The organism is Sphingomonas sp. SORGH_AS_0870, assembly GCF_031453175.1.
Taxonomy (GTDB): Bacteria; Pseudomonadota; Alphaproteobacteria; order Sphingomonadales; family Sphingomonadaceae; genus Sphingomonas.
In genome coordinates this window covers 75,083-97,081 of the sequence record NZ_JAVIYW010000001.1, presented here as the reverse complement: position 1 = coordinate 97,081, position 21,999 = coordinate 75,083, and the positions used below count along the sequence as shown (strand labels likewise).

Sequence of the window (21,999 nt, the reverse complement as noted above, 5' to 3'; positions counted from 1 at the left end):
CTTCCTCCCTGCCGCAGCTGACGCTGATCACGGTGACGTATAACGCTGCCAGTGTGTTGGATGATTTCTGGACCTCGCTGGAGGCGCAACACGGTGTCGACTGGTCGCTGGTCATTGTCGACAACGCCAGTGTCGACGGCACGCTCGATAAGCTGGCAACGATTGAGCGGGATCAGCGGGTCACCGTGATCCGTTGTACCGAGAACACCGGCGCGGCCGAGGGCAACAATATCGGATTGCGCCACGCCCTGCGCAACACGCAGGATCATATCGTCTTGTGCAACAACGATATCCTGTTCGGACCTGATGTTTTGCGGGATCTTGCGAGAGCCAAGCATGCCTTGCCGCTTGGCGCACTGACCCCCCTCATGGCATTTGAGGAGGACCGCACGGCTATGTGGTTTGAACGCGGAGAGATCACGACGCGCTTCGGGGTGCGATGCCTGCACGTCGCGGCGGGCGACCGGCCGGCTCTGCCAGTCTATCCCACCGACTATGCGCCGACTACCTTCGTGCTTTTCGACCGTGCAGCGATCGAGGCGGTGGGAGAAATCGATAAGGGATATTTTGCCTATTGGGAGGACGCTGACTATATGTGGCGGCTTCGGCGAGCCGGCTACGGTATCTGGGTGGATGCGACCACGACGATCGTCCATAAGGTCAGCCAGTCGTCCGGTGGGTTCGGGTCCATCTATTCCAACCGCCAATATCACAAGAACCAATTGCGGTTCGCACGCAAGCATTTTGGAGTAGGAACCGTCGCGCTGACCGCCGCGTCGTCCCTCGCCCGGATCGCGGTTCGGGCACTCTTGCGGCTCGATCCACCGAGTATGACGAAGGCAAAGCTGCAAGGAATGTGGGACGGAGCCTCCGCCCCGCCGCTCCTGCCCTCCTCCCACGTCGGCCGCTGCTGACACAGGCCATTGGCTTCGCCGACGCCCTGTGCCATCAGCCTTCCATAGAATGTCGGGCAAAGCGTTATGATCACCCCACCCCCTGTCACAACGGTGGCACAGCTCCGGCAGAGGGAGCGCCATCTTTTGGCAGTGCTACGCTGCCTGACGGTGCTGGCCCTAATTCTCTTTGTTCCATCCGCACTCCGTTACCACCTCAATTTCTCGTCCTATGCACCAGGCGTGCTCGCTGGCTGCCTGATGATAACGATATTGGGTCCGATTGGCATATTCGGGCGGATTCCATTGCGGGTGCTCAATTTAGGCTGGCTGCTGGGCCTCCTGGCATTGAGCGGGATCGCAATCCATCTGGGTTTGTCGCTGTTTCAATTCCCCGTCGACATGAGCCGCGCTACCTTTTCGCTGGGGGCGCTCGCATTGATGGCGACGGCCGCGCCGATCATATTCTACACGATCTTCTGTGCGGACGATGCGGTGCTGTCGGACACACTCCATATCGTGCGAGTGACGCTTCTCATTATGGTAGTGTTGTCGATCCTGAACTATCAGCCGCCCGGCCCACTTGCCTCCGAACGTCCGGTCTGGCCCTTTACAGAGCCATCGCACTTCGCGCTGACCGCAATGCCGTTCTTCATTGATGCCGCAGTGCGCTCTTCGCGGATCATGCGCTGGGCATGGTTGGGGGTGGTGGCGTTGATCGTGCTACTGCTGAAAAGCCTCTCGCTGTCCGTCGGGTTGGTCATCATGGCCATTTGTTCGCTAGGGCCTGCCGAACTGATTGCCTTTCTGATCGCAGGGATAGTGGGGCTGCAGTTTATCGATCTATCCTACTACACCCAACGGCTCGATATCAGCTACACCAGCACCAACCTTTCGGCGCTTGTCTACCTCCAGGGTACCGAGCTGATCCAAGAAGCGCTGGAAAAGACGCATGGTTGGGGAATCGCCTTCCAGCAACTTGGTTTTGCTCCCACGAATGTCCTGGCGACGGAGATGATCCGTCGGGTTGGAGGAGGTGAGCAGAACCTGGCCGATGGCAGTTTCCTTGCAGTCAAATTCGGCGCTGAGTTCGGCATCCTTGGGTTGGCAATCCTCCTGATCTATCTCGTCAAGCTCGTCGGGGTCGTCATCGACCTACGGCTGGTCGCAGGGCGCAGGGCGCTGGCCCCGGTTGCGGTGACCTTCGCCTTCTGCGTCTATGTGTCGTTCTTCGTCGAACTGTTCGTACGCGGAATTGGATATTTCAGCGGGACCTTCACCATGGCCTGCGCATCACTAGGAGTCGTTGCCGTCGTCAAGTTCCTCCCGCGCGTACGCAACTCGCAGCCATCGGCTCTCTCCCATGTCTGCTGATGCGTTGCCTAACGATCGGCGTCTAATCGCCTTCAATCTGGGCTTCCTCGATGGAACTCCCCTGACCGGACCTGGTTATTACGCGGTGCAGTTGTTTACCGAACTGCACCCGATCGTCGCCGCCCGCTCGAATCGCGGACTGCTGGGCTTCGTCCAGCGTTGCGCACTGGTGCATTTCCCTGCTCACCTCCACGAAGCGCTACACGTCGTTGACGATCTGCCGGGTGGGCGGGTGGCGCGCGTGGCGTGGGAGCAATTACGGCTACCGCTGCTGACCCGTCGTGCCGGTGTTGACCTGCTGTTCAGCCCCGGCTTCATTTCGCCGATGTGGGGCAGCCGTCACTACGCCGCCTGCATCCATGACATGTATTACGCGGTCATCCCGGATCTGATCGATCCACGCCAGCGCCGGTACTGGCAAATGTTCATTCCACTAACGGTCCGTCGCTGCCAGCGGCTGATTGCCGTGTCGACGCAAACGCGACAGGACCTGGAACGAATATTGCCTGCCGCGACCGGCAAGGTACGCGTGACGAAGCTGGCCAGTCGAATGCAGCCCGGTCAAGCCATCGAGCCGGCGACGATCGTCGGTCCATATATCTTGATGGTGGCCAATCTGACCGCCAACAAGAATGTCGAAACGATCCTGGCCGCGCTGCAAGCGGTACGGCACGCTGGCTACGACCTGAAGCTCGTACATGTCGGTCGGGATCCCGACGATCGTTTAGCCCGTTGGCGCGACGATGGATTCGCCCCGGTCGTCGCGCTGGGCAAAGTGAGTGACGCCGCACTGGCAGGCCTTTATCGTGATGCGGTCGCGGTCGTGAACGCTTCGCTGTACGAGGGGTTCGGGCTGCCCGCGGTCGAAGCCCAGGCCATGGGCGCACCATTGATAAGTTCGCATCACCCTGCGCTGGTCGAGGCTGCCGGGACGGATGGTGCGCTGTTCTACGACCCCAAGGCTCCCGATCAATTGGCGTCACACCTGATGCGACTCCTAGATGAGCCCATGCTACGCGACTCTTTGCGCGAGCGCGGGTACCGCAATGCCGCTTCCATGTCTTGGGGGCGGGTGGCTAGGGAAACCATGACGATCTTCGACGAGATTGTATGAGCCTATCTGTCGACCTGACCGTCAGCTGCGTGCTGTACAAAACCGATCCTGCCGAAGTCGCGATGATGCGCGAGCAGGTAGCAGCCATTCCGTTGCGCACCCATCTGTACTTAGTGGACAACAGTCCCGGTTTGAGGCCCGGAATTTCAACAGAAGGCGATGTCACGACCATCGTCACTGGCGCCAATCTCGGCTATGGCCGAGCGCATAATATCGCGATCCGCCTGGCGCGCGGAACCGCCGACATCCATCTGATCGCCAACACGGACGTCCTTTTTGACGGTGGCGCCGTCCTTACCCTGGTGGATCGGTTGAAGCGATCGAACGATATCGGAATGGTCGCACCGCGCGTCGTGTATCCTGATGGAAAGTTACAATATCTTTGCCGGCTCTTGCCTCGTCCGGCCGACCTTATCGGTAAACGTTTCTTCGGCTGGTGCTCCTGGGGACGCCGTCGAAACGATGAATATGAACTGAAGAGCTGGAATTATGCTTCAGAGGCAAATATCCCGTTCCTTTCTGGTTGCTTCTTACTTTCTAGCCATGATGTCCTCGAAGAGGTTGGCGGGTTCGATGAGCGCTATTTTATGTATTTTGAAGATCTAGATCTTTCAAGAAGAATAAATAGTCGTTATAAAACCCTATTTGTTCCCGATTCTAACATTACACATTTATATAGGTCGAAGATCTCTAAGAACAAAAATCTGACAAGATACCTGATAATAAGCGGTTTGCGCTATTTCTCAAAATGGGGTTGGCTTTTCGATGCTCATCGAAAGCGTGTCAACGCTGAAACGCTAATGGCGATCAACCACGCGCGATCCTGATCACTCGTACCAGATCATGGCGGATTGCCATGCTGCCTCTTCCTGTCTATCGAGCACACATGGTAGCCTCCCCCGTCCAGCTTGTCCGCCCGCGCCGTTTCGGTGATGCCCGCGGCTGGTTCACCGAAGTGTATTCGGTGCCGACTTTCGCTGCGCTAGGCATTTATTGCCCTTTCGTGCAGGACAATCATTCCCTGTCCGGCCCCGCCTTTACGCTGCGCGGCCTGCATTTTCAGACGCCAACGCGGGGACAGGATAAGCTGGTCCGCTGCATACGCGGACGGATTTTCGACGTCGCAGTCGATGTCCGGGCAGGATCGCCTACCTATGGTCAGTGGGTCGGCGCGGAACTGTCCGCTGAAAATGGGCACCAACTTTTCATTCCCATCGGTTTCGCACACGGCTTTGTCACACTGGAGCCGGAGTGCGAGGTGACCTACAAATGCTCAGACACCTATGCTCCCGCTCATGACGGTGGCATACGATGGGACAGTGTCGCCATTGACTGGCCGATACCGACGGGCATCGCTCCCGAACTGAGCGATAAGGACAAGGTGCAGCCGACGCTGGCCGAGTTCGATAGTCCATTCGCCTATGACGGCCGTCCTCTGACGCCGCTCGCCTGAGGAACGATTACATGCGCATCTTCGTCACCGGCGGGGCCGGGTTCATCGGCTCGGCTTTGGTCCGTCACCTGATCGAACATACCGAGCATGAGGTGCTCAACTACGATAAGTTGACTTATGCGGGCACGTTGTCGACGGTCGAGCGTGTCGCGTCGTCGAACCGCTATCGCTTTGTCCAGGGCGACATCTGCGACGCGGAGGCCGTACGCGCCGCGATCGCGGATTTTCGCCCCGATGTCATCACGCACTTGGCGGCCGAGAGCCATGTCGACCGATCGATCGACGGACCAGGCGCGTTCGTTCAGACCAATGTCGTCGGCACCTATGTCATGCTGGCTGAGGCGCGCAGCTACTGGCTGTCGCTTGACGAGGCCGGTAAGGCGGCGTTCCGCTTCCACCATATCTCGACCGACGAGGTGTACGGCTCGCTGGGCGATACCGGGCTGTTTACCGAGGAAACGTCCTACGACCCGCGATCGCCCTACTCGGCGTCGAAAGCGGGGTCGGACCATCTGGTATCTGCCTGGGGCCATACCTATGGGCTTCCTGTTCTCATTACCAATTGCTCTAACAATTACGGACCCTATCACTTCCCCGAGAAATTGATCCCGCTGATGATCGTCAAGGCCCTCGCTGGCGAGCCGCTACCGGTATACGGCGCAGGCGACCAAGTGCGCGACTGGCTGTTCGTAGAGGACCATGTCCGTGCGCTGCAAGCAGTGTTCGAGCGCGGGCAGGTAGGGCGAACATACAATGTCGGCGGGCATAACGAGAAGCAGAATATCGAGGTAGTGAGTACCGTCTGCACGATCCTCGATCGTCTGCGCCCGCGTGCCGATGGGGTGAGCTACGCCGAGCAGATTACCTCGGTTGCCGACCGTCCTGGCCATGACAAGCGCTATGCTATCGACGCCGCGCGGATCGGCAACGAACTCGGCTGGCATCCTCAGGAAACGTTCGAGACCGGAATTGAAAAGACGGTGATCTGGTATCTCGATAACGAGGATTGGTGGCGGCCGTTGGTCGCGGCGAAGGCATCCGAGCGGCGCGGAATCGCGTGATGCGGGAATTGCTGATCACCGGCGCGAACGGGCAGCTCGGACGCGAGCTACAACGCGTGAACATGCCCAGAGGCTGGCGGGTGGTGGCACTGGACCGTAGCGCGCTTGACCTGACCGACCCGGCAGCGATCGCGGCAAAGGTGGCGGAACGCCCTTGGGCAGCCGTCATCAACGGCGCAGCGTACACTGCGGTCGATAAGGCGGAGCATGATCAGGTTGCGGCGTGGCAGGTCAACGCGCTGGCACCCGCTGCCTTCGCTTCGGCCTGTGCGGCTGCAAATGTGCCCTTAGTGCAAGTGTCGACCGACTATGTCTTCCCCGGCGACCGTGACGGCGCCTGGGATGTCGACGACCCGGTAGCACCACTTGGCGTCTATGGCGCATCGAAGCTGGCCGGTGAGCTGGCGGTGCGTACCAGCGGCGTGCGCCATGCGATTGTCCGAACCGCCTGGGTGGTATCGGCGCATGGCCATAACTTCGTGAAGACGATGCTGCGCGTCGGTGCGGAGCGCGAGATACTGCGCGTCGTTGCGGATCAGCAAGGCAGCCCGACCAGCGCAGCGGACCTTGCCGACATACTGGTGCACATCGCGGTACGGTTGGCCGACGATGCCGACGCGCCGACCGGCACCTTCCATTTCAGTAATGCCGGCGCGACGACCTGGGCGGGGTTCGCGGAGGAAATCTTCCGCCAGTCCGGCGCGCGTGGCGGCGTTGTCGCGCAGGTCGAAGGGATCACGACCGCCCAATATCCGACGCCCGCGCGGCGTCCAGCCAATTCGCTGCTGGCCCATGAAGCGATAGAACGCGCCTATGGCATTACCCCCCGGGCGTGGCACGACGCACTGGGCGACATCCTCGACGAACTGATCGGAGCCAAGAAGTGAAAGGTATCATCCTGGCAGGCGGATCGGGCACCCGTCTTCATCCAGCGACGCTTGCCGTCAACAAGCAACTGCTGCCGGTCTATGACAAGCCGATGATCTATTATCCGCTGTCGGTATTGATGCTGGCCGGAATCCGCGACGTGCTCATCATTTCCAGTCCCGAATATCTCGGCAACTACCAGCGACTGTTCGGCGACGGCAGCGCGATCGGCCTGTCCCTGTCCTATGCCGAGCAGCCCCGCCCCGAAGGGCTGGCGCAGGCATTCACGATCGGCGCGGATTTTATCGGCGACGATAATGTTGCACTAGTACTGGGCGACAATATCTTCTTTGGCGCGCATCTGACGGACCTGCTGGCACGTGCGGTCGCGCGGACGCAAGGCGCGACGGTGTTCAGCTACCGCGTTGACGACCCGGAACGCTACGGCGTCGTTGAGTTGGGTTCGGACGGTAAGGCCATCAGCCTGGAAGAAAAGCCTGTTCAACCCAAGTCGAATCACGCCGTCACTGGCCTGTATTTTTACGACAATCGCGTTGTGCAATTGGCGCGTGACCTGAAGCCGTCGGCCCGGGGCGAATTGGAGATTACCGACCTAAACCGTCTCTACATGGAAACAGGCGACCTCTATGTAGAGCAGATGGGGCGCGGTTATGCATGGCTCGACACCGGCACTCATGATAGCCTACTGGAGGCAGGAGAGTTTGTCCGCACGCTTCAACATCGCCAAGGTATCCAGATCGCCTGTCTTGAAGAGATCGCGTTCGAAATGGGCTTTATCGATGCCGACATGGCGCGTGCTGCAGGAGAACGGTTCAAAAAGACCCATTATGGTCGTGCAATTCTGAATGCGGTAAGTGGTCGTTGATGATTCGCATACCGATCCGGTGGAACGTGCGCAGCGGTGCTTGGCGAGGATGATCGAAACCGCGTTGTTGCAGCGGTAGGAGCGGTCAGTACAACTATGATCAACCTACATTCTCTTGCCGCATTCCCGCCACCGCACTGGCGCCGGGCAATGCGGCAAAAAGTCGCACGCTGGAAAGCCGCCCAGCCCCGATCGGTCGCTGCATTGATGCAGCAGGCGTTCCACAACCTGCGCCCGTTGAAGATTCGACCTGAATCCGGCCATCACCATGTGACGATGATTACGGACAGTGTCGCTCCAGGCCAATTAATGGGAGGTGTCGGTACCGCGGTATTACTCGCTGTCAGTATCGCACAAGCTCAACGGCGTTCACTGCGTATCGTAACCCGCGAACTCCCTTGTAACGACACCGCGCTTCGTGCACTGCTTGAACTTCAGGGATTATCCTATAACGGGGAAATCGACCTGATTTTCTCGGATGGCTCGGAGAGCGATCCTGGTGTTCCGCTAGGACCGGACGATTTGGTTCTTACTACGTCGTGGTGGGGAACTTGGTCAGTAAGACAGACCGTTCCAGCCCATCAAATCGTCTATCTGCTGCAGGAAGACGAACGAATGTTTTATGCTGGTGGCGACCAGCAGTTGCTGTGCGACGAAACCCTCAACGACACTAGCATCCGCTATGTGGTCAACAGTCAACTGTTGTTGACGCACTTCCAAGCGACGGACACGGCTGGTCCAGCACAGCGGGGCATCGCCTTCGAGCCAGCTTTCCCGACAACCATCTATCACCCCGATTCCCATGAAGGGCGGCGTAACCTTGTCTTCTACGCCCGTCCTGATCATCCCCGGAACCTGTTCCTCCGGGGAGTCGCCGTGTTGGACAAGGCCTTTGCCGCAGGCCTGTTTCCGGTTGACGAATGGAATGTTCATTTCTTCGGCATCAATATTCAGAAGATGATTTTTCCAGGGCGGCCGGTTCAATATCATAATGGCTTATCCTGGTCGGATTATGCCTCACTTATCCGTCAAGCGGATCTTGGTTTCTCGCTGATGTATACTCCCCATCCGAGCTATCCCCCGCTAGATCTTGCGGCAAGTGGAGCCGTGGTTGTGACCAACGTCTTCGGCCCCAAGGGAAAAGATGCGCACTACAGCGAAAACATTTTGTACAAACCGCTGGATATCGATGCGTTATTCGATGGCTTGCGGCAAGGTGTCGCTCGTGTAGCCGATGATGCCACGCGTAAAGCCGCGCATGCCTCGGCTCGCTTGAACCGGGATTGGGCGACCTCTTTCGCGCCCGTCTTAGCGTCGCTGGTTGACTTTTCGCGGTCCTAGCAGATGGGGGCACCATCCATTTCTATATCTACAATTGACGAGCGTCGAATCCGTGATGCGGCTAGGCTTTGCTTGTTCGCGCACTACCATCAGGACGGATGGGTTGCTGCGCATACGCTTCATTACCTACGGGCACTGCGCAACGCTGGCTTTGTAACCGTGGTATTGTCAACGGCGAAGCTTAGACCGGATGCGCTGAACGATTTGCGGGCAGTAGGTGCCGAGGTCATTCTCCGCGAAAACACGGGAATGGATTTTGGAGGGTGGATCGAAGCCTGCATACGCTTCTTTCCTATTAAAGCGCAACTTCTTCTGCTCGCCAATGATAGCGTTTATGGGCCGCTGACTAATCTATCTTCTTTCATCGATCACTTGCTGTCCCATGATGCAGATTTCTACGGGGCTGTCGAATCTCTTGAAATTGCGCCGCATCTGCAAAGTTGGTTTATATTATTACGCCCAGAGGCGTATCGCTCATCGGCCTTTTCAGCCTTGATGTGCACGCCGATGCAGGCCATGTCAAACAAGCTTGCGCTTGTCTTGAAGTATGAGATTGGCCTAAGTCAAGCACTTGTTTCTGCTGGACTGCGTTACTACGCTGCTTTTTCATTTGATGAGCAGCAGGTTATCGCCCGGCGCCATCCTTATAATCCTGCTCATATACTTTGGCGTGAAGTAATAGAGACTGGTGTTCCTTTTTTAAAAGTAGAACTACTTCGCCTTAATCGTATGCGCGTAGTAGATGCAGTTAAGTGGCGGAGTGTCGTTGCGTCTCGTGATCCACTCCTTGCATCAATGATTCAACAGGACCTAGACCATCGCGGGGTGGAGCCCTTGCCCCGCTTCGGTGCTATGAGCGCTTGGCCATTCATTTACTGGCCTGAGTTGCGAAGAACGGTCTTGTCTGATTATCGATCATCTTCAAAGCGAGGGGATTGGAGGGACTCATTGCATCTCGTGGCGCTGCGCATTTTGGTGGCGTTCGCTGTCGTGCCGAGGCGAATGCATTCTCGTATTCTCTCGCGAAAGGAATCGCGGAAAGCGAGCTAGATGTCAGTACGTCGTTCCTTGTTCTGGTCATATGGTAGCCAGCTGATCACGCTAGCCATTACTTTTTCAACATCGGTCATAGTTGCACGCCTGATTTCACCACGCGAAATGGGTATCTATGCTCTTGCCCTGGCGATATCGGGTGTATTGAGCGTTTTTCTTGCCTTTGGCACACAGGCTTTTCTCGTCCGGGAAAAGACAATCGACTTGCAAACCCTTAGGTCTGCGTTTACGGTAAATTTAGCCCTAAGCGGCCTTTTAGCGCTATGTCTCCTATGCGCTGGCCTGTTCAGCATGTTTGTTCGCCACGATAACGAGATATCGGCCGTATTGCTAATCATGGTGGCCGGGCCTTTGTTCTCCGCGCTCGAGTTCGTGCCCGCGGCATTGTGCATGCGGGAAATGCGGTATTCCACTATTTCTGCGGTCAACATATTGCGCGCGGTCATTACAGCTGTAGTGACGTTGACTTGTCTTTGGCGAGGTGCGGGTGCGCCTGGCTTGGCAGTTGGGCCGGTGTTCGCGAATCTCGTCTGCGCCCTCTTCTATATGATGGCCCGCCGTCATGATCTCATTTTTCGGCCAGGTTTATACCGATTTCGAGAGATACTGGTCTTTGGTTTCCAGATGCTAACGATCAGTGGTGTGGCCCAATTGGCGGCACGGAGTTCCGATATCATTCTCGGCAACATGTTGGGATTGTTTGCACTCGGCCTTTATTCTCGCGCATCTGGCCTCGCTACGCTAGTTTTTATCAACGTCTACGGTTTGGCGACCGGTGTTATATTTGTTCAGCTTTCACGCGATCTGCGCGAGAAGGGCGAATTTCATACAACCTTCATCCGAGCATTGCGGATGATTACAGGAGCCATGTGGCCGATCCTGCTGGGTATCGCTACGTTGGCAGGTCCATTGGTTCTGATATTATATGGTGCAAAGTGGCTTCCTGCAGCTACTCCCTTGGCATTGTTGATGATAGCCCAGTTTATCGTACTCGGATTTGGCATGAACTGGGAATTGTTCGTCCTGCGTAAAGAAACAAGCCAGCAAATGCGGATCGAGATGTCTCGGGCTATTATAGGAACTGCAATTTTTTCAGTCGGATGCCTATTTGGTTTGGCTGCCGCTGCGGTAGGTCGCATTGGCGAGGCCATCGTGGGCTATGTTCTCTATCGACCGCATATCGATCGCTTGGCCGGAACGGAGCCTGGAGAGATCGATCGTGTCTATAGTGAAAGCTTGCAGCTCACTGCCGTGGCGATTGCCCCTTCGATCTTATTGATGGGGTGGTGGAAATGGTCACCTCATGTTCCGTTGATCTTGGTTATATTTTCTATCATATTGGGCGTCATCGGGTGGCTTCTGTTGCTGCGATATAAACGGCACCCTATTGCCAGTGAGATTCTAATAACTGTAGCTCGCCTGTGCGGGCGTTCTGCTTCCGAGACCGGTCAATCGAGTTGATGACGGCATCACCCTGATCTGCCTGCAAGGGCATGGGCATCGAATTGGCACAAATTTGACTTTGTCATAGCCTATGGTCTGTTCCCGGCAATTGTATTGAAGAATTTGGCGTCTGGTACGGAAGCAGGCAGCGGCTGAGTTCCGCTGTACAGAGTTGATTGACTCAGGCGGGTAACGGCTGCGCTGGTATCGGAATAAGCTTGGAGCAGTTTCCGCCCCTTCTGAATCGTTGAGAACTTACACGGGTCCAATTTTCCGATCCAGGCTCTGTACCGGCTCAGGAGGTCGGCGTGGATGCCGTAGGAGTTGTCACAGGAACTTCGGGAACGGTTAGTCTGAACCGCGCCGGGTTTGCCGGAGGCCGTTGGATGTGAGTCACGCTGACATATCGACGATGTTCGCGGCAGCATAGTATTGCTCTTCGGCCTCGGCGGGCGGAATGTTGCCGATAGGCTCGAGCAGCCGGCGATGATTGAACCAGTCCACCCATTCCAGCGTGGCGTACTCGACCGCCTCGAAGCTTCGCCACGGCCCGCGGCGGTAGATCACCTCGGCCTTGTAGAGGCCGTTGATGGTTTCCGCCAAAGCGTTGTCATAGCTGTCGCCGACGCTGCCGACTGACGGCTCGATGCCCGCTTCGGCCAGGCGCTCGGTGTACTTGATGGACACGTACTGGCTGCCGCGGTCGGAATGGTGGACGAGGCCGCCACCCCGCATCGGCCGTCGGTCATGTAGCGCCTGCTCGAGCGCATCCAAGACGAAGCCGGCATGTGCGCTCCGACTGGCGCGCCAGCCAACGATCCGGCGGGCGTAGGTGTCGATGACGAACGCCACGTAGACGAACCCCGCCCAGGTCGCGACGTAGGTGAAGTCCGATACCCACAGCATGTTCGGTGCTGGCGCGCGGAACTGCCGGTTCACCCGGTCGAGCGGGCATAGGGCCGTCCTGTCGCCGACAGTGGTGCGCACCGGCTTGCCGCGCATCACGCCGGCCAGACCCATCGCCCGCATCAGGCGGGCAACAGTGCAGCGAGCGACGTCGAACCCTTCGCGTCGCAGTTGCCGCCAGACCTTGCGCACGCCGTAGACGCGGAAGTTCTCCTCGAACACGCGGCGCACCTCCGGTCCGAGCGCATCGTCACGCCGAACCCGAGCCGACCGTCTGGTCGGCTCAATCCTCCTGGCTGCATGAGCATGATAGGTGGACGGGGCGATCGGCAGGACCCGGCAGATCGGCTCGACCCCGTACGCCTTGCGATGCGCGTCGATGAACGACACCATCACTTCACTCGGCGGTCGAGCTCCGCCATCGCAAAATACGCCGACGCCTTACGCAGGATCTCGTTGGCCTGGCGCAGCTCGCGGTTCTCGCGTTCCAGCGCCTTCATCCGGGCGGCAACATCGCTCGGCACCCCGGCGCGGGCGCCACTGTCGATCTCGGCCTTCTTCACCCACTCGTGCAGCGTCTGGCCTGCACATCCGATCTTCGCCGCGATCGATACCACCGCTGCCCAGCGCGACGGGTGATCCTTCTCATGGTCCAGCACCATCCGCACCGCACGCGCGCGCACCTCAGGCGAAAACTTGTTCGTCGTCTTGCTCGTCATAGCCCCTTCCTCTCAGGAGTTGGGGCCTCCGACAAACCCGGCGCGGTTCAGCCCCCGTTTCACCGGAGGGATTAAGCGGTTGTAGAAACCAATGCACGATGCTCGCGCGGTGAAATCATCGGCTAACGACCAAACGCAGACTAAATCGCGTTTAAGGGTATGCTCGAAGGCCTCCGAAATGCCGTTGGACTGTAGGATGCGAAAGGGGGTGAGGCTCACTGTCAGCCAGCTTGATATCCGGTGAGATGGCAGTTTCCTCAGCTCGCGATTTTGGCTAACAAGCCATTGTTTGATCCGGCTCAGCATTGCCTCCCTCTGCGCTTTGATGAGGGCTGGGCTGCATAACGCCGTACGGGAGCCGATAGCTAGTGAAGCCTGTATTTTTCCTTTTGACGACATGCGGCATTTCGCCATGCCTGCTTGCAACCGTCGCGCTGACGGTGCCGATCGAAGCAGCCGCGCAAGCTAGCGATCAGCAGGATCGCGCATTGCAGCAACTTTCGCAGGATCAGGCTAATTCAAGTCGCCTAGCCGCAGCGAGCCAGAACAGGGCCGCCGAATCCGCTCGTTATGTACCTGATCAAATCAGTGTCTCTACAGAGCGTGGTGAGATCAACTCTGTCAGAGATGACAGGTCAAATGCTAATGCCGTATCAGGGGAGCAGGCAGTTACTCGCCGGGCTTCGCCGCCAAGCGAGTTCGAGCAGTTCGCGTCGGATATCGTTGACGCACCGTTGCGACGATTCGGCAGTAACCTCCTGATACCGACGGCGCGTGATTTCACCGCGCCCCCGACCACCACCGTTCCGCCAGACTACAAGATCAATCCCGGCGATGAGTTGGCCGTTGGCCTGACTGGCTCGATCCAATCGAGTAACATGCTGCTCACCGTAGACAGCAATGGCCGGATTTTTGTGCCTCGCGTGGGTGCGATTTCGGTTGGTGGGGTGCGCTATGGCGACATCCAGCAGGTGATAGCAGGGCAAGTTTCGCGGCAATACCGCGATTTTCGGGTCTCGGTGTCAACTGCGAGGCTGCATGGCATCACCGTCTACGTTACCGGTTTTGCGCAAGTGCCAGGCTCCTACTCGGTCAGTAGCCTTTCCACGCTGGTAAACGCCGTATTGGCAGCAGGTGGCCCCTCTGCTGGAGGTAGCTTCCGTTCGATCCAGTTGCGCCGCGGTGGGCAATTGATCGCCGATTTCGACCTCTACGATCTTTTGCTTAAGGGCGACAAGCGGGCCGACGCTGTACTCGAAAACGGTGATGTCCTTTACATCGCTCCCGTCGGTGCCCAGGTTGCAGTCATCGGCAGCGTGAACAATCAGTCGATTTTCGAGACACGGGCGAACGATACGCTAGAAGATGTTTTGCTCTATGCGGGCGGGGTCAATACGGTTGCTGACGATCAACGACTGCTGCTGCTCGATCCTCTTAAGCCCGATAGCGGTTGGCAGGAGCTGAGCGCGCAGGACGTGCGCGGGACGGTGGCGCGCCGTGCCCAGGTGATCCGTGTATTGTCCGCTATCGGTATAGCTCGACCACTGATGCAGCAGCCGGTCCTCGTTACGGTGAACGGAGAGGTGACCAAACCGGGTCGATACTATGTTCAGCCTGGTACCTCGTTGGGCGAGGTGATGGCTTTGGCTGGCGGGCTGACACCACAATCCTATGTGTTTGGTACTGTATTCACGCGTGAACGTTTGCGCATCCAGCAACGTGTGAGCTTCGACCGCGCCCTGACCGATACCTCGGTGACGTTGACGGCCGAGGCATTGACGTCAGCTTTGCGCCCTAGCACTGACGCCGTCCAGCGAGCGACGGCCCTGAACAGAGTCATCTCGGAACTCAGGCAGCGCAAGCCTGATGGGCGACTGGTACTTGACATAACGCCTGATGCCGCTCAGCTCCCGGCTAACGTAACGTTGGAGAACAACGACGCCCTCTATATCCCGCCTGTGCCCGTGGCAGTGGGCGTTTTTGGTTCGGTCCCCAGCCCTGCTAATTTTCGCTTCACCCCAGGGCGCAAAATCCGAGATTATATCGAGCAGGCGGGCGGTGTGCAGAAGATCGGTGATCGCCGTCACGTATTTGTCATACGAGCAAATGGTAGCGTGATCGAACAAGGTCAGGGAGCCCTGAAGGCGGATGCGCTTCCGGGTGATCTCATTTTCGTGCCGATCAACGGATCGCGCGGTGAAACTTGGGCAAAATTGCGTGAAGTCACGCAGGGCTTGCTTACTGCAGGGCTGACGGCAGCTACCATTGCCACGGTGTCAAAGTGACCGCTGTGCATCGCTGGATTCTGGAACCGCGCTGGCGCCGGATTGGCTATCTTGCAATCGCGCTCGTGCTTGCCGTGCTGTGTGTCGTACCGCGACCATGGGTCGCGCGTGCCAAACTACTGCCACAGGATGCCAATAGTGCGGGTCTAGGGCAGGTGCTCAATTCGCTTGGTGGTCAGTTGGCGACTTTTGCGAACCTATTCTCGGGGGGGAAGCCACCCAACGACCTTTATGTCGTCATCGGGCGTAGCATGGCGGTCACGGATCGCGTGATCAATTCGTTGAAGCTCGTCGGTCCGGACCGCCAATATGCCACGGTGCGCGATGCGCGTATCGCACTTGCCAAGGAGGTTGACATTCACCTGCTGCTTGGCGGTGTATTGGAAGTAGAGACGCGTACATACGACGCCGATACGTCGATGCGCATTACAACGGCCTATGTGGATGCGATTAGCGATCGTATCGCGGCATTGACCCGCAACACGATCGCTCACAAGAGCAAGATCGTGCACCAGCGCTTCCGTGAGGCGGGTGAGCGTGTTGTAAGGGCGGAGCAAGCACTGGATGCGTTCCGGCGGGCGAACCATCTCGCTTCGCCGGAACAGGAATTAGGTAGCGCAATCGCTTTAAGGGCGTCGCTTCAGGCTCAACTCGCAGCCAAACAGGTAGAGCTTCGATCCGTCGAACAGGTCGCAGGTCCCGAAAACCCGCAGCTTGCCGCAGTGCGTGCGCAGGTTGCGGCGTTACAGGGGCAAGTTGCCAGCACGGGTCGACCTACGAGCGGCGCCAGCGGTCCCAATGTTGCAGGATTGGGGGCCGTATCCAGCCGCTATCTTGATCTCTACCGCGACTATCGTTTTGCTGAAGCGCTGTATGAGGTTTATTCTCGAGCGACGGAGCAAGTAGAAGTTGAAAATCTTTCTGCAGAGAGTGCTAGTTACATCCAAACCATCGAACCCGTGAATGTTGATGCGGAGCGTCATTATAATGTATCCGCCGTTGCGTTGCTTATCCTGACAATTTTAATGGCAGTTTTTACTGAGCTTTATGCGCCGCTTACCGGTTTGGAGTGGAAACATATTTTTAGTCGCGAGCATAATAATACCTAAAACGCGGCTTATGAACTGATATTTTTACCAATCGAACTATGCTTGAGGAAATTGCGCTTGATGCAGTCCCCATTAGATATTCCCCGGTCAATGTTCTCCCTGCAGATTGTACTATAAATATTGATTTCGCTTGGTTGATGGACGGTTCTGGGTAATAAGTGAAAGGATATATCAGGTGCAACTATCGAGTGCAGAAGGATGTAGTTGCTTATTAGCAATCAAAGGCGCCTTGTTGCATTGTGCTTCCATTCATCTAGCCGGGTCTGCTTAAGTGAAACCCTCGCGCGTACTCGGTGAGTCCCGCCGACGTATCCCCGAACTGTTTTTGATGCTGTCGGTGCTCGCTGGGTTGGCTTGGTGCGTCAATTATTTTTCGGTATATGGACGGCTTCCGCAGCCATTCGTTTTCGATCCCAATGACACATTCATGGACTGGTTCAACACGGCTTACTGGGCCCACCACCGTGGCGCTTTCGACGTGTGGAAGACGGTCTATCCTCCACTGTCATTCGTATTTCTCAAGCTGGCTGGCGATCCATCATGTTACGTCAGCGATGCTTTTGCTGCGCGCGATTGTGACGTTTACGGTCGTATTGCCATCCTGTCCTGCTGGGCAATCGGTAGTGCGGTGGCAACCTATGCTTTTTGGAAGGCGGATCCGCGTACGGCATTGTTCCGCGGCGTTGGTTTTACTTTCGGACTGCCATGGCTGTTTACGCTAGAGCGTGGCAACCTCATCCTTGTCTGCTTTATATTTTTTGCGTTTGCATTTGGCGGGATCGCTCGGTCAAATTGGACTCGTGCGATAGCAAGCGCCTTTTTGATCAATTTCAAGCCATACTTGCTCGTTCCTGTTGTCGCGACTGCAATAAATCGCCGATGGCGTAACCTGGAATTAGCTGGCTTTGCGACGCTTGGCCTATATCTACTCACGGTAGCGTTACTGGGTGACGGCACCTTGGGCCAACTCATCGCTGGCGCTGCGGCCTTTATCAAGCTCACTGGAAACCAAGTTTGGGAAAGCGTCTTCTACTCTACGAGTTACGCGCCATTTCTCGGCTTTGATACGTATCGTTTCCCAACACGAGACTTTTTACCGTCACGTACAGTTGACCTTATCATGACGGCTATTCCTATTATTATCAACGTAAGCCGATTGATCAGCATCGTTACCATAATAGGGAGTTTTTTGCAGCCGGGTATTGTAAATGAACGGCGGATCGCGCTAATTCTTTTGAGCACCTATCTTGTCGGTTCATCTCCTGGTGGCTACACTGCAACTTTCATAGTTTTCTTAGTATTCTTGGAGCCGTGGCGTCGGCCGGGCCCAATAATCGCGATTGTAGCTGCTTATGTGTCTTGCATTCCTTACGATAACGTACTTTCGACATTCATCGAGATATCCAGTCCGGCTTGGCTATCTCAACGCCCCGTCACCGAGGAAATCGGCATCTCGCTTGGAATTTTCCTCCGACCAGGATTAATGTGCTTTATGCTATGGGGAATAGCACTCGATAGCCTGGCGCAAATCATAGCGGCGCACCGCTTTCAACGACCAACAATTGATCCGCATCCGCGCGTTCTGCAGTCGTAGACAGTAGCAATGACCGGTATGGGCCCGGGCGGTCTCCCGGCTTCTCCCATTATTCGATGGCATGCAGCCCCGAGCAATAGGACGACGCCAGCTTACGGTTTGAGGCTTAGCATTATAGTTGCGTTCTTTATAGAATATGTGCGCGTCGAGCGGCGGCTTGATGGGCGCGGCATTGGCGCGGGTGCAGAACGGGGTCATCGCAGAATGTGTCTCCGAGCGTACGCTCTCATGACTGCCATCCGAGACGCTGGCGGAGTTTACTCCTTCGCTGGCCACGAGGCCAGCGGTCGCATTGACCTTGGCGGGTGTGCCGCGGGCGCCTGATCGACGACGATTGATCACGCTCTCATCCGCGGGTTGGTTACCGCACTACCCGTATCCGTCGCTGGCCCTGTCCTCCGTCTAAGATCGGGCGTCGGCGATGCCTGCCCCAACTACGCCGTGGATTGCCCATCACAGTCGAGTGCCCGCGGCACGCCGGCCAAGGCTATGCAGTTGGTGTGCTGGCACCTCCTCTCGTTGCTGCAACTCGAAAAGGGTCAGCCGGCAACGATCGGCGATACATGCCTGGCGATGTCCCAGGCATAGCCGACCAGTTCCCGCGCAATCGCGGTGGTCACCTTGGGCTGAGGCTTGCCCGTGGCCACCAGACGGCGGAAGCGCTGGCACAGGCGGACCTGCGCCTTCCATCCGATCGCCTGCACATCATCGGGCAGATCCTTCACGCGCTGCCGAGAGTGCTGCGCTTCCCGGGCTGGCAGCCGGTAGGCCCAGCCCGCCTCGATCAGCATGGTTCGCGCCTGCCCATTACCCGCACGGGTAATGCGACCGCGCTGGGTACGGGCGCCGCTGGAATGTTCGGACGGCACCAGGCCGACATACGCCATTAGCTGCTTGGGGGTGTCGAACCGGGTGAGATCGCCGACCTCGGCGACCAACGTTGCAGCGCTGACAAGCTGAACACCGCGCAACGCCTGGAGATTGCGAACGACCGGCGCGAACCGCCAACCTTCCACCGCCTCGGCGAGCGCCGCCTCGAGCCGGCCGACGCGCGCCTGTGCCTCCAGTACCCGCTTTTGCGTTTCCTCAAACGCCAGCTGCTGGTGGGGAAAGTCGAACCGCTGTTCCGCCAGCCAACGCCTGTACGTCTTGCTCCACGCCGCACGACCAGGAAACCTCCGGTCGTGGCGAAGAAGAAAGCTGCGCACCGTCTGCTTGGCTCCGGTCGCATTCTCCTTCGCGCTGCGTCGGGCGTGGATCAGGTCACGGACCGCCTCGTGCGCTTCGTCCGGCACCCAGATCGCGGTGAGTTCGCCGGCACGTAGCAGCCGCGCCAGCGTCATCGCGTCACGCCCGTCCGTTTTACATGGTCGACCGGTCGCCGTGGCATCATCGAGGGGGCGATGACGATGCAGGCCTGCCCCAGCTTCGTCAGCAGCCGATGGAGTCCATAGCCGCAAGGGCCAGCCTCGTAACAGAGGTTCAACGTCACGCCCGGCGCGGTCAGCCACTTGATCAGCTTCCTGATCGCATCATCCTCGTTGGCGACCGTGCCGAAGAAACGCACCTCACCTCCGCGCTTTCCATCGGCAACCGCGACCGCGATGGTTTCCTTATGAACGTCCAGACCGACGTACTTCACTGCCTCCCTCATGACTCGTCTCCGTTGCTGACAAATCCTTCGTCAGCATCTCAGATTCGAGCCGCAGAGGCTCCCGCAGTCATTGGGTCTAAGGGCTGATCGGCGTTGCGATAGGAAGGCACGTCAGTAAAACTCCTGCAGCGTGATTGGTAGGATACGGCCGTCGCTCACGCCCGAACTCGGCCAGCCCGGCGAAGATCGCGAAGACGGGGCGACCGTTGGCGGTGGTGGTGTCGATCGCCGCGCCCTCGCCAGCGAGCACCTTGAGCGCGATGCCGCGCTTCGTCAGGTCGCCGACTAGGTTGGCGAGATGGCGCAGGTCGCGCCCCAACCGGTCGAGCTTCCACACGACCAGCGTATCGCCATGACGCAGCGCCTTGATGCACGCATCCAGCCCCGGCCGGTCGTCGCGCTGGAGGTCGATGACATGGCTGCCATCCTCCGCCTACAGCACCCTTTCGCAGAAGTGCCTTGAGCTTGGAGAATACCTGCTCGATCGAGTTGAAGTCGGGGTTGGAGAGCGGAAGGAAGAGCAGCTTGGCGCCAGCCGCTTCGATGGCGTCGCGCGCCGCATCGTCGTCGGATCGACGCTTCCTTTCCGGCGCTATTGTCCGGTCATCGTCGAGACCGATGACGAGTGGCATGAGTGGGAGGCGTTCATCGCGGACGAACGCGACCGCCCGGTTGTCCCGATTTGCTGGACTGGCGACCGTCGCGGCAATAGGCGGTGACATCGGCATCGCGCGCTATGACCCGCTTCTCACCGGATGGTCGTGGATACGGCGCTGCCGCGGGCCATTCGAGCATGTCGCGATGGGCGTCACGGTCGCAGACGGCTTCACCAGATCCGCCTCACCATTGAGATCCTCTCGAACGCGGCAGCGCGCAGCGCCGCGACGACTGCGCTCTCAGGCAGGGGGGAGTCACAGCGATCTGGCACCAGCAGAAATGGTCACTCAGGCCCTAGGGCGGCATTGGCCCTCATCATAGGCTCGCGAGGTCGATCCAGCATGTCGGCCCCGCACGCTACAGCCATAGTTCGCGAGTGGGAAGGCCCTGGGGAGGCAACGCGAGCAAGGAGATTTCTGATGGCCAGCGAACCCATTGTCCAGCGCGACACGGCACCCAAAGCCCGGTCCATCAGTATCGGCAATCGCAACAGCAACCCGGCTCAGTGGACGCCCTTCGCCTGGGACGATCCCGTCTTCGGTCCCCAGGTCAAGGGCGAAGTCGCGCCGATCGCTTTCGAGCCAACAAGCGGATCGCTGCAACTTGGTCTCTGGCGAACCGGCAAAGGCATCGCAGGATGCAATGAAGACGGATCGTGCCATGTCGACTATTCGGCGCCGCTTGGCGACGAGACCATGGTCATCCTCGAAGGAACCGCGACCGTCACGATCGCGGCGACCGGCAAACAATATCGCCTTGAGGCAGGCACGATCATCAGCCACCCTAGGCTCAGGACTCATTGATTGATCCAGAAGATGACGGAAGCGGCGAGTGCGATGGCCGACATGAAGGCGTGAGCACATAGGTCGTAGCGGGTATGGATGCGTCGCCAGTCTTTGAGGCGGCCGAACATGTTCTCGATCCTGTGACGACGGCGGTAGAGTGCAGCATCATGCGGGATCGGTGCCTTGCGGCCTTTGCGTGACGGGATGCAGGCGGCGGTTCCACGGGCAGCAAGCGCTTGGCGGAACCAGTCGGCGTCATAGCCGCGATCGGCGAGCAGCACCGTAGCGGGCGGCATCGCGTCGAACATGAGGGCTGCGCCCTTGTAGTCGCTCATCTGCCCTTCGGTGAGCAGCATGACACGCGGGCGTCCACGATCGTCGCAGACGGCGTGCAGCTTGGAGTTCAGGCCGCCCCTGGTGCGCCCGATACATCGGGAAAGAGCCCCTTTTTGAGCAGGCTGGCTGCCGTCCGGTGCGCCTTCAGATGCGTGGCGTCGATCATCAGCTGATCCGGTGGTCCGCCATCGGCTGCCAGTCCGGCAAAGATGCGGTTGAATACCCCCATCCGGCTCCAGCGGATGAACCGGTTGTAGATCGTCTTGGGCGGACCATAAGCCGCTGGCGCATCCCGCCAGCGCAGGCCGTTGCGGATCACGAAGATGATGCCGCTGACGATCCGCCGGTCATCCACGCGCGGCACGCCATGCGATAACGGAAAATACGGCTCAATCCGCTGCATCTGCTTGTCCGTCAGCCAGAACAGTTCACTCATCGGCGGCACCTCCACCGACAATGAATCAACCCG

Annotated in this window: 17 protein-coding genes, 4 pseudogenes and 1 other annotated feature; of the genes and pseudogenes, 15 read left to right on the top strand and 6 right to left on the bottom strand. The window is 58.2% G+C overall.

Going from position 1 to position 21,999, the window contains the following annotated elements:
• The 11 genes from QE363_RS00375 to QE363_RS00325 form a co-directional block, all read left to right on the top strand.
• Positions 1-914, top strand: a 914-nt coding sequence (locus QE363_RS00375; RefSeq protein WP_309690649.1) for a glycosyltransferase family 2 protein, incomplete at its 5' end; no start/stop codon positions are given.
• A gap of 126 nt (positions 915-1,040) precedes the next feature.
• A complete protein-coding gene (locus tag QE363_RS00370; protein ID WP_309690647.1) occupies positions 1,041-2,267 on the top strand; it encodes a hypothetical protein in 1,227 nt (408 codons plus the stop codon).
• A complete protein-coding gene (locus tag QE363_RS00365) occupies positions 2,257-3,381 on the top strand; it encodes a glycosyltransferase family 1 protein (RefSeq protein ID WP_309690645.1) in 1,125 nt (374 codons plus the stop codon). Before QE363_RS00370 ends, QE363_RS00365 begins: the two co-directional genes overlap by 11 nt.
• Positions 3,378-4,208 (top strand): glycosyltransferase family 2 protein, encoded by an 831-nt coding sequence (locus tag QE363_RS00360; protein ID WP_309690643.1) that lies wholly within the window; start codon positions 3,378-3,380, stop codon positions 4,206-4,208. The genes QE363_RS00365 and QE363_RS00360 overlap by 4 nt, the downstream gene beginning before the upstream one ends.
• Before the next feature lie 59 nt (positions 4,209-4,267).
• Positions 4,268-4,834: a dTDP-4-dehydrorhamnose 3,5-epimerase gene (gene rfbC, locus QE363_RS00355; RefSeq protein WP_309690642.1), complete on the top strand. Its 567-nt coding sequence runs from the start codon at positions 4,268-4,270 to the stop codon at positions 4,832-4,834.
• A gap of 11 nt (positions 4,835-4,845) precedes the next feature.
• Positions 4,846-5,895 carry a dTDP-glucose 4,6-dehydratase gene (rfbB, locus tag QE363_RS00350; RefSeq protein WP_309690640.1) on the top strand — a complete coding sequence of 350 codons (1,050 nt, stop codon included), beginning with the start codon at positions 4,846-4,848 and terminating at the stop codon, positions 5,893-5,895.
• Positions 5,895-6,782, top strand: coding sequence for a dTDP-4-dehydrorhamnose reductase (gene rfbD, locus QE363_RS00345; protein ID WP_309690639.1), 888 nt, complete (start codon positions 5,895-5,897; stop codon positions 6,780-6,782). The genes rfbB and rfbD overlap by 1 nt, the downstream gene beginning before the upstream one ends.
• On the top strand, positions 6,779-7,648 hold the full coding sequence (gene rfbA / locus QE363_RS00340; RefSeq protein WP_309690637.1) for a glucose-1-phosphate thymidylyltransferase RfbA: 870 nt from the start codon (positions 6,779-6,781) through the stop codon (positions 7,646-7,648). Before rfbD ends, rfbA begins: the two co-directional genes overlap by 4 nt.
• A gap of 96 nt (positions 7,649-7,744) precedes the next feature.
• Positions 7,745-8,989 carry a hypothetical protein gene (locus QE363_RS00335; RefSeq protein ID WP_309690634.1) on the top strand — a complete coding sequence of 415 codons (1,245 nt, stop codon included), beginning with the start codon at positions 7,745-7,747 and terminating at the stop codon, positions 8,987-8,989.
• Between the two features lie 72 nt (positions 8,990-9,061).
• A complete protein-coding gene (locus QE363_RS00330; RefSeq protein WP_309690632.1) occupies positions 9,062-10,039 on the top strand; it encodes a rhamnan synthesis F family protein in 978 nt (325 codons plus the stop codon).
• Positions 10,040-11,503: an oligosaccharide flippase family protein gene (locus QE363_RS00325; protein ID WP_309690630.1), complete on the top strand. Its 1,464-nt coding sequence runs from the start codon at positions 10,040-10,042 to the stop codon at positions 11,501-11,503.
• Positions 11,504-11,878: 375 nt separating this feature from the next.
• Here the strand turns inward: QE363_RS00325 and QE363_RS00320 are convergent.
• Both QE363_RS00320 and QE363_RS19665 read right to left on the bottom strand, forming a co-directional pair.
• Positions 11,879-13,110, bottom strand: a protein-coding gene (locus tag QE363_RS00320) for an IS3 family transposase (RefSeq protein ID WP_309690612.1) whose coding sequence is annotated in 2 segments (ribosomal slippage) — positions 11,879-12,819 and positions 12,819-13,110 — 1,233 coding nt in all. Because the reading frame shifts where the segments join, the coding sequence is not laid out codon by codon here.
• Positions 12,710-12,826 (bottom strand) — a sequence feature (AL1L pseudoknot). (Overlaps the previous gene by 117 nt.)
• 84 nt (positions 13,111-13,194) lie before the next feature.
• Positions 13,195-13,320 (bottom strand): annotated as a pseudogene (locus tag QE363_RS19665) (IS3 family transposase); the annotation flags it as partial.
• A 158-nt stretch (positions 13,321-13,478) separates the two neighbouring features.
• On the opposite strand from QE363_RS19665, the gene QE363_RS00315 reads away from it, so the two are divergent.
• The 3 genes from QE363_RS00315 (at position 13,479) to QE363_RS00305 (ending at position 18,098) form a co-directional block, all read left to right on the top strand.
• Positions 13,479-15,395: an SLBB domain-containing protein gene (locus QE363_RS00315; RefSeq protein WP_309690628.1), complete on the top strand. Its 1,917-nt coding sequence runs from the start codon at positions 13,479-13,481 to the stop codon at positions 15,393-15,395.
• Positions 15,392-16,504, top strand: a complete 1,113-nt coding sequence (locus QE363_RS00310; protein ID WP_309690625.1) for a capsule biosynthesis protein — start codon at positions 15,392-15,394, stop codon at positions 16,502-16,504. Before QE363_RS00315 ends, QE363_RS00310 begins: the two co-directional genes overlap by 4 nt.
• Positions 16,505-16,832: 328 nt before the next feature.
• The gene (locus tag QE363_RS00305) at positions 16,833-18,098 is read left to right on the top strand and encodes a hypothetical protein (protein ID WP_309690622.1); all 1,266 of its coding nucleotides are present in this window, start codon (positions 16,833-16,835) and stop codon (positions 18,096-18,098) included.
• A gap of 539 nt (positions 18,099-18,637) precedes the next feature.
• Here the strand turns inward: QE363_RS00305 and QE363_RS00300 are convergent.
• From QE363_RS00300 to QE363_RS00290, 3 pseudogenes are all read right to left on the bottom strand, one after another.
• Positions 18,638-19,752: pseudogene (locus QE363_RS00300) on the bottom strand (IS110 family transposase).
• A 154-nt stretch (positions 19,753-19,906) separates the two neighbouring features.
• Positions 19,907-20,164, bottom strand: a pseudogene (locus tag QE363_RS00295) (recombinase family protein); the annotation flags it as partial.
• Positions 20,165-20,189: 25 nt separating this feature from the next.
• Positions 20,190-20,306 (bottom strand): annotated as a pseudogene (locus tag QE363_RS00290) (IS630 family transposase); the annotation flags it as partial.
• Between the two features lie 522 nt (positions 20,307-20,828).
• On the opposite strand from QE363_RS00290, the gene QE363_RS00285 reads away from it, so the two are divergent.
• Positions 20,829-21,212, top strand: a complete 384-nt coding sequence (locus QE363_RS00285) for a hypothetical protein (protein ID WP_309690619.1) — start codon at positions 20,829-20,831, stop codon at positions 21,210-21,212.
• On the opposite strand, the gene QE363_RS00280 is transcribed toward QE363_RS00285, so the two are convergent.
• Positions 21,206-21,966 (bottom strand): IS5 family transposase gene (locus QE363_RS00280; RefSeq protein ID WP_309690616.1). Its coding sequence is split into 2 segments (ribosomal slippage): positions 21,206-21,633 and positions 21,633-21,966, totalling 762 coding nucleotides; the frame shifts between segments, so codons are not numbered across the junction. The two genes, QE363_RS00285 and QE363_RS00280, sit on opposite strands and share 7 nt — an antisense overlap.
• Positions 21,967-21,999 lie beyond the last annotated feature (33 nt).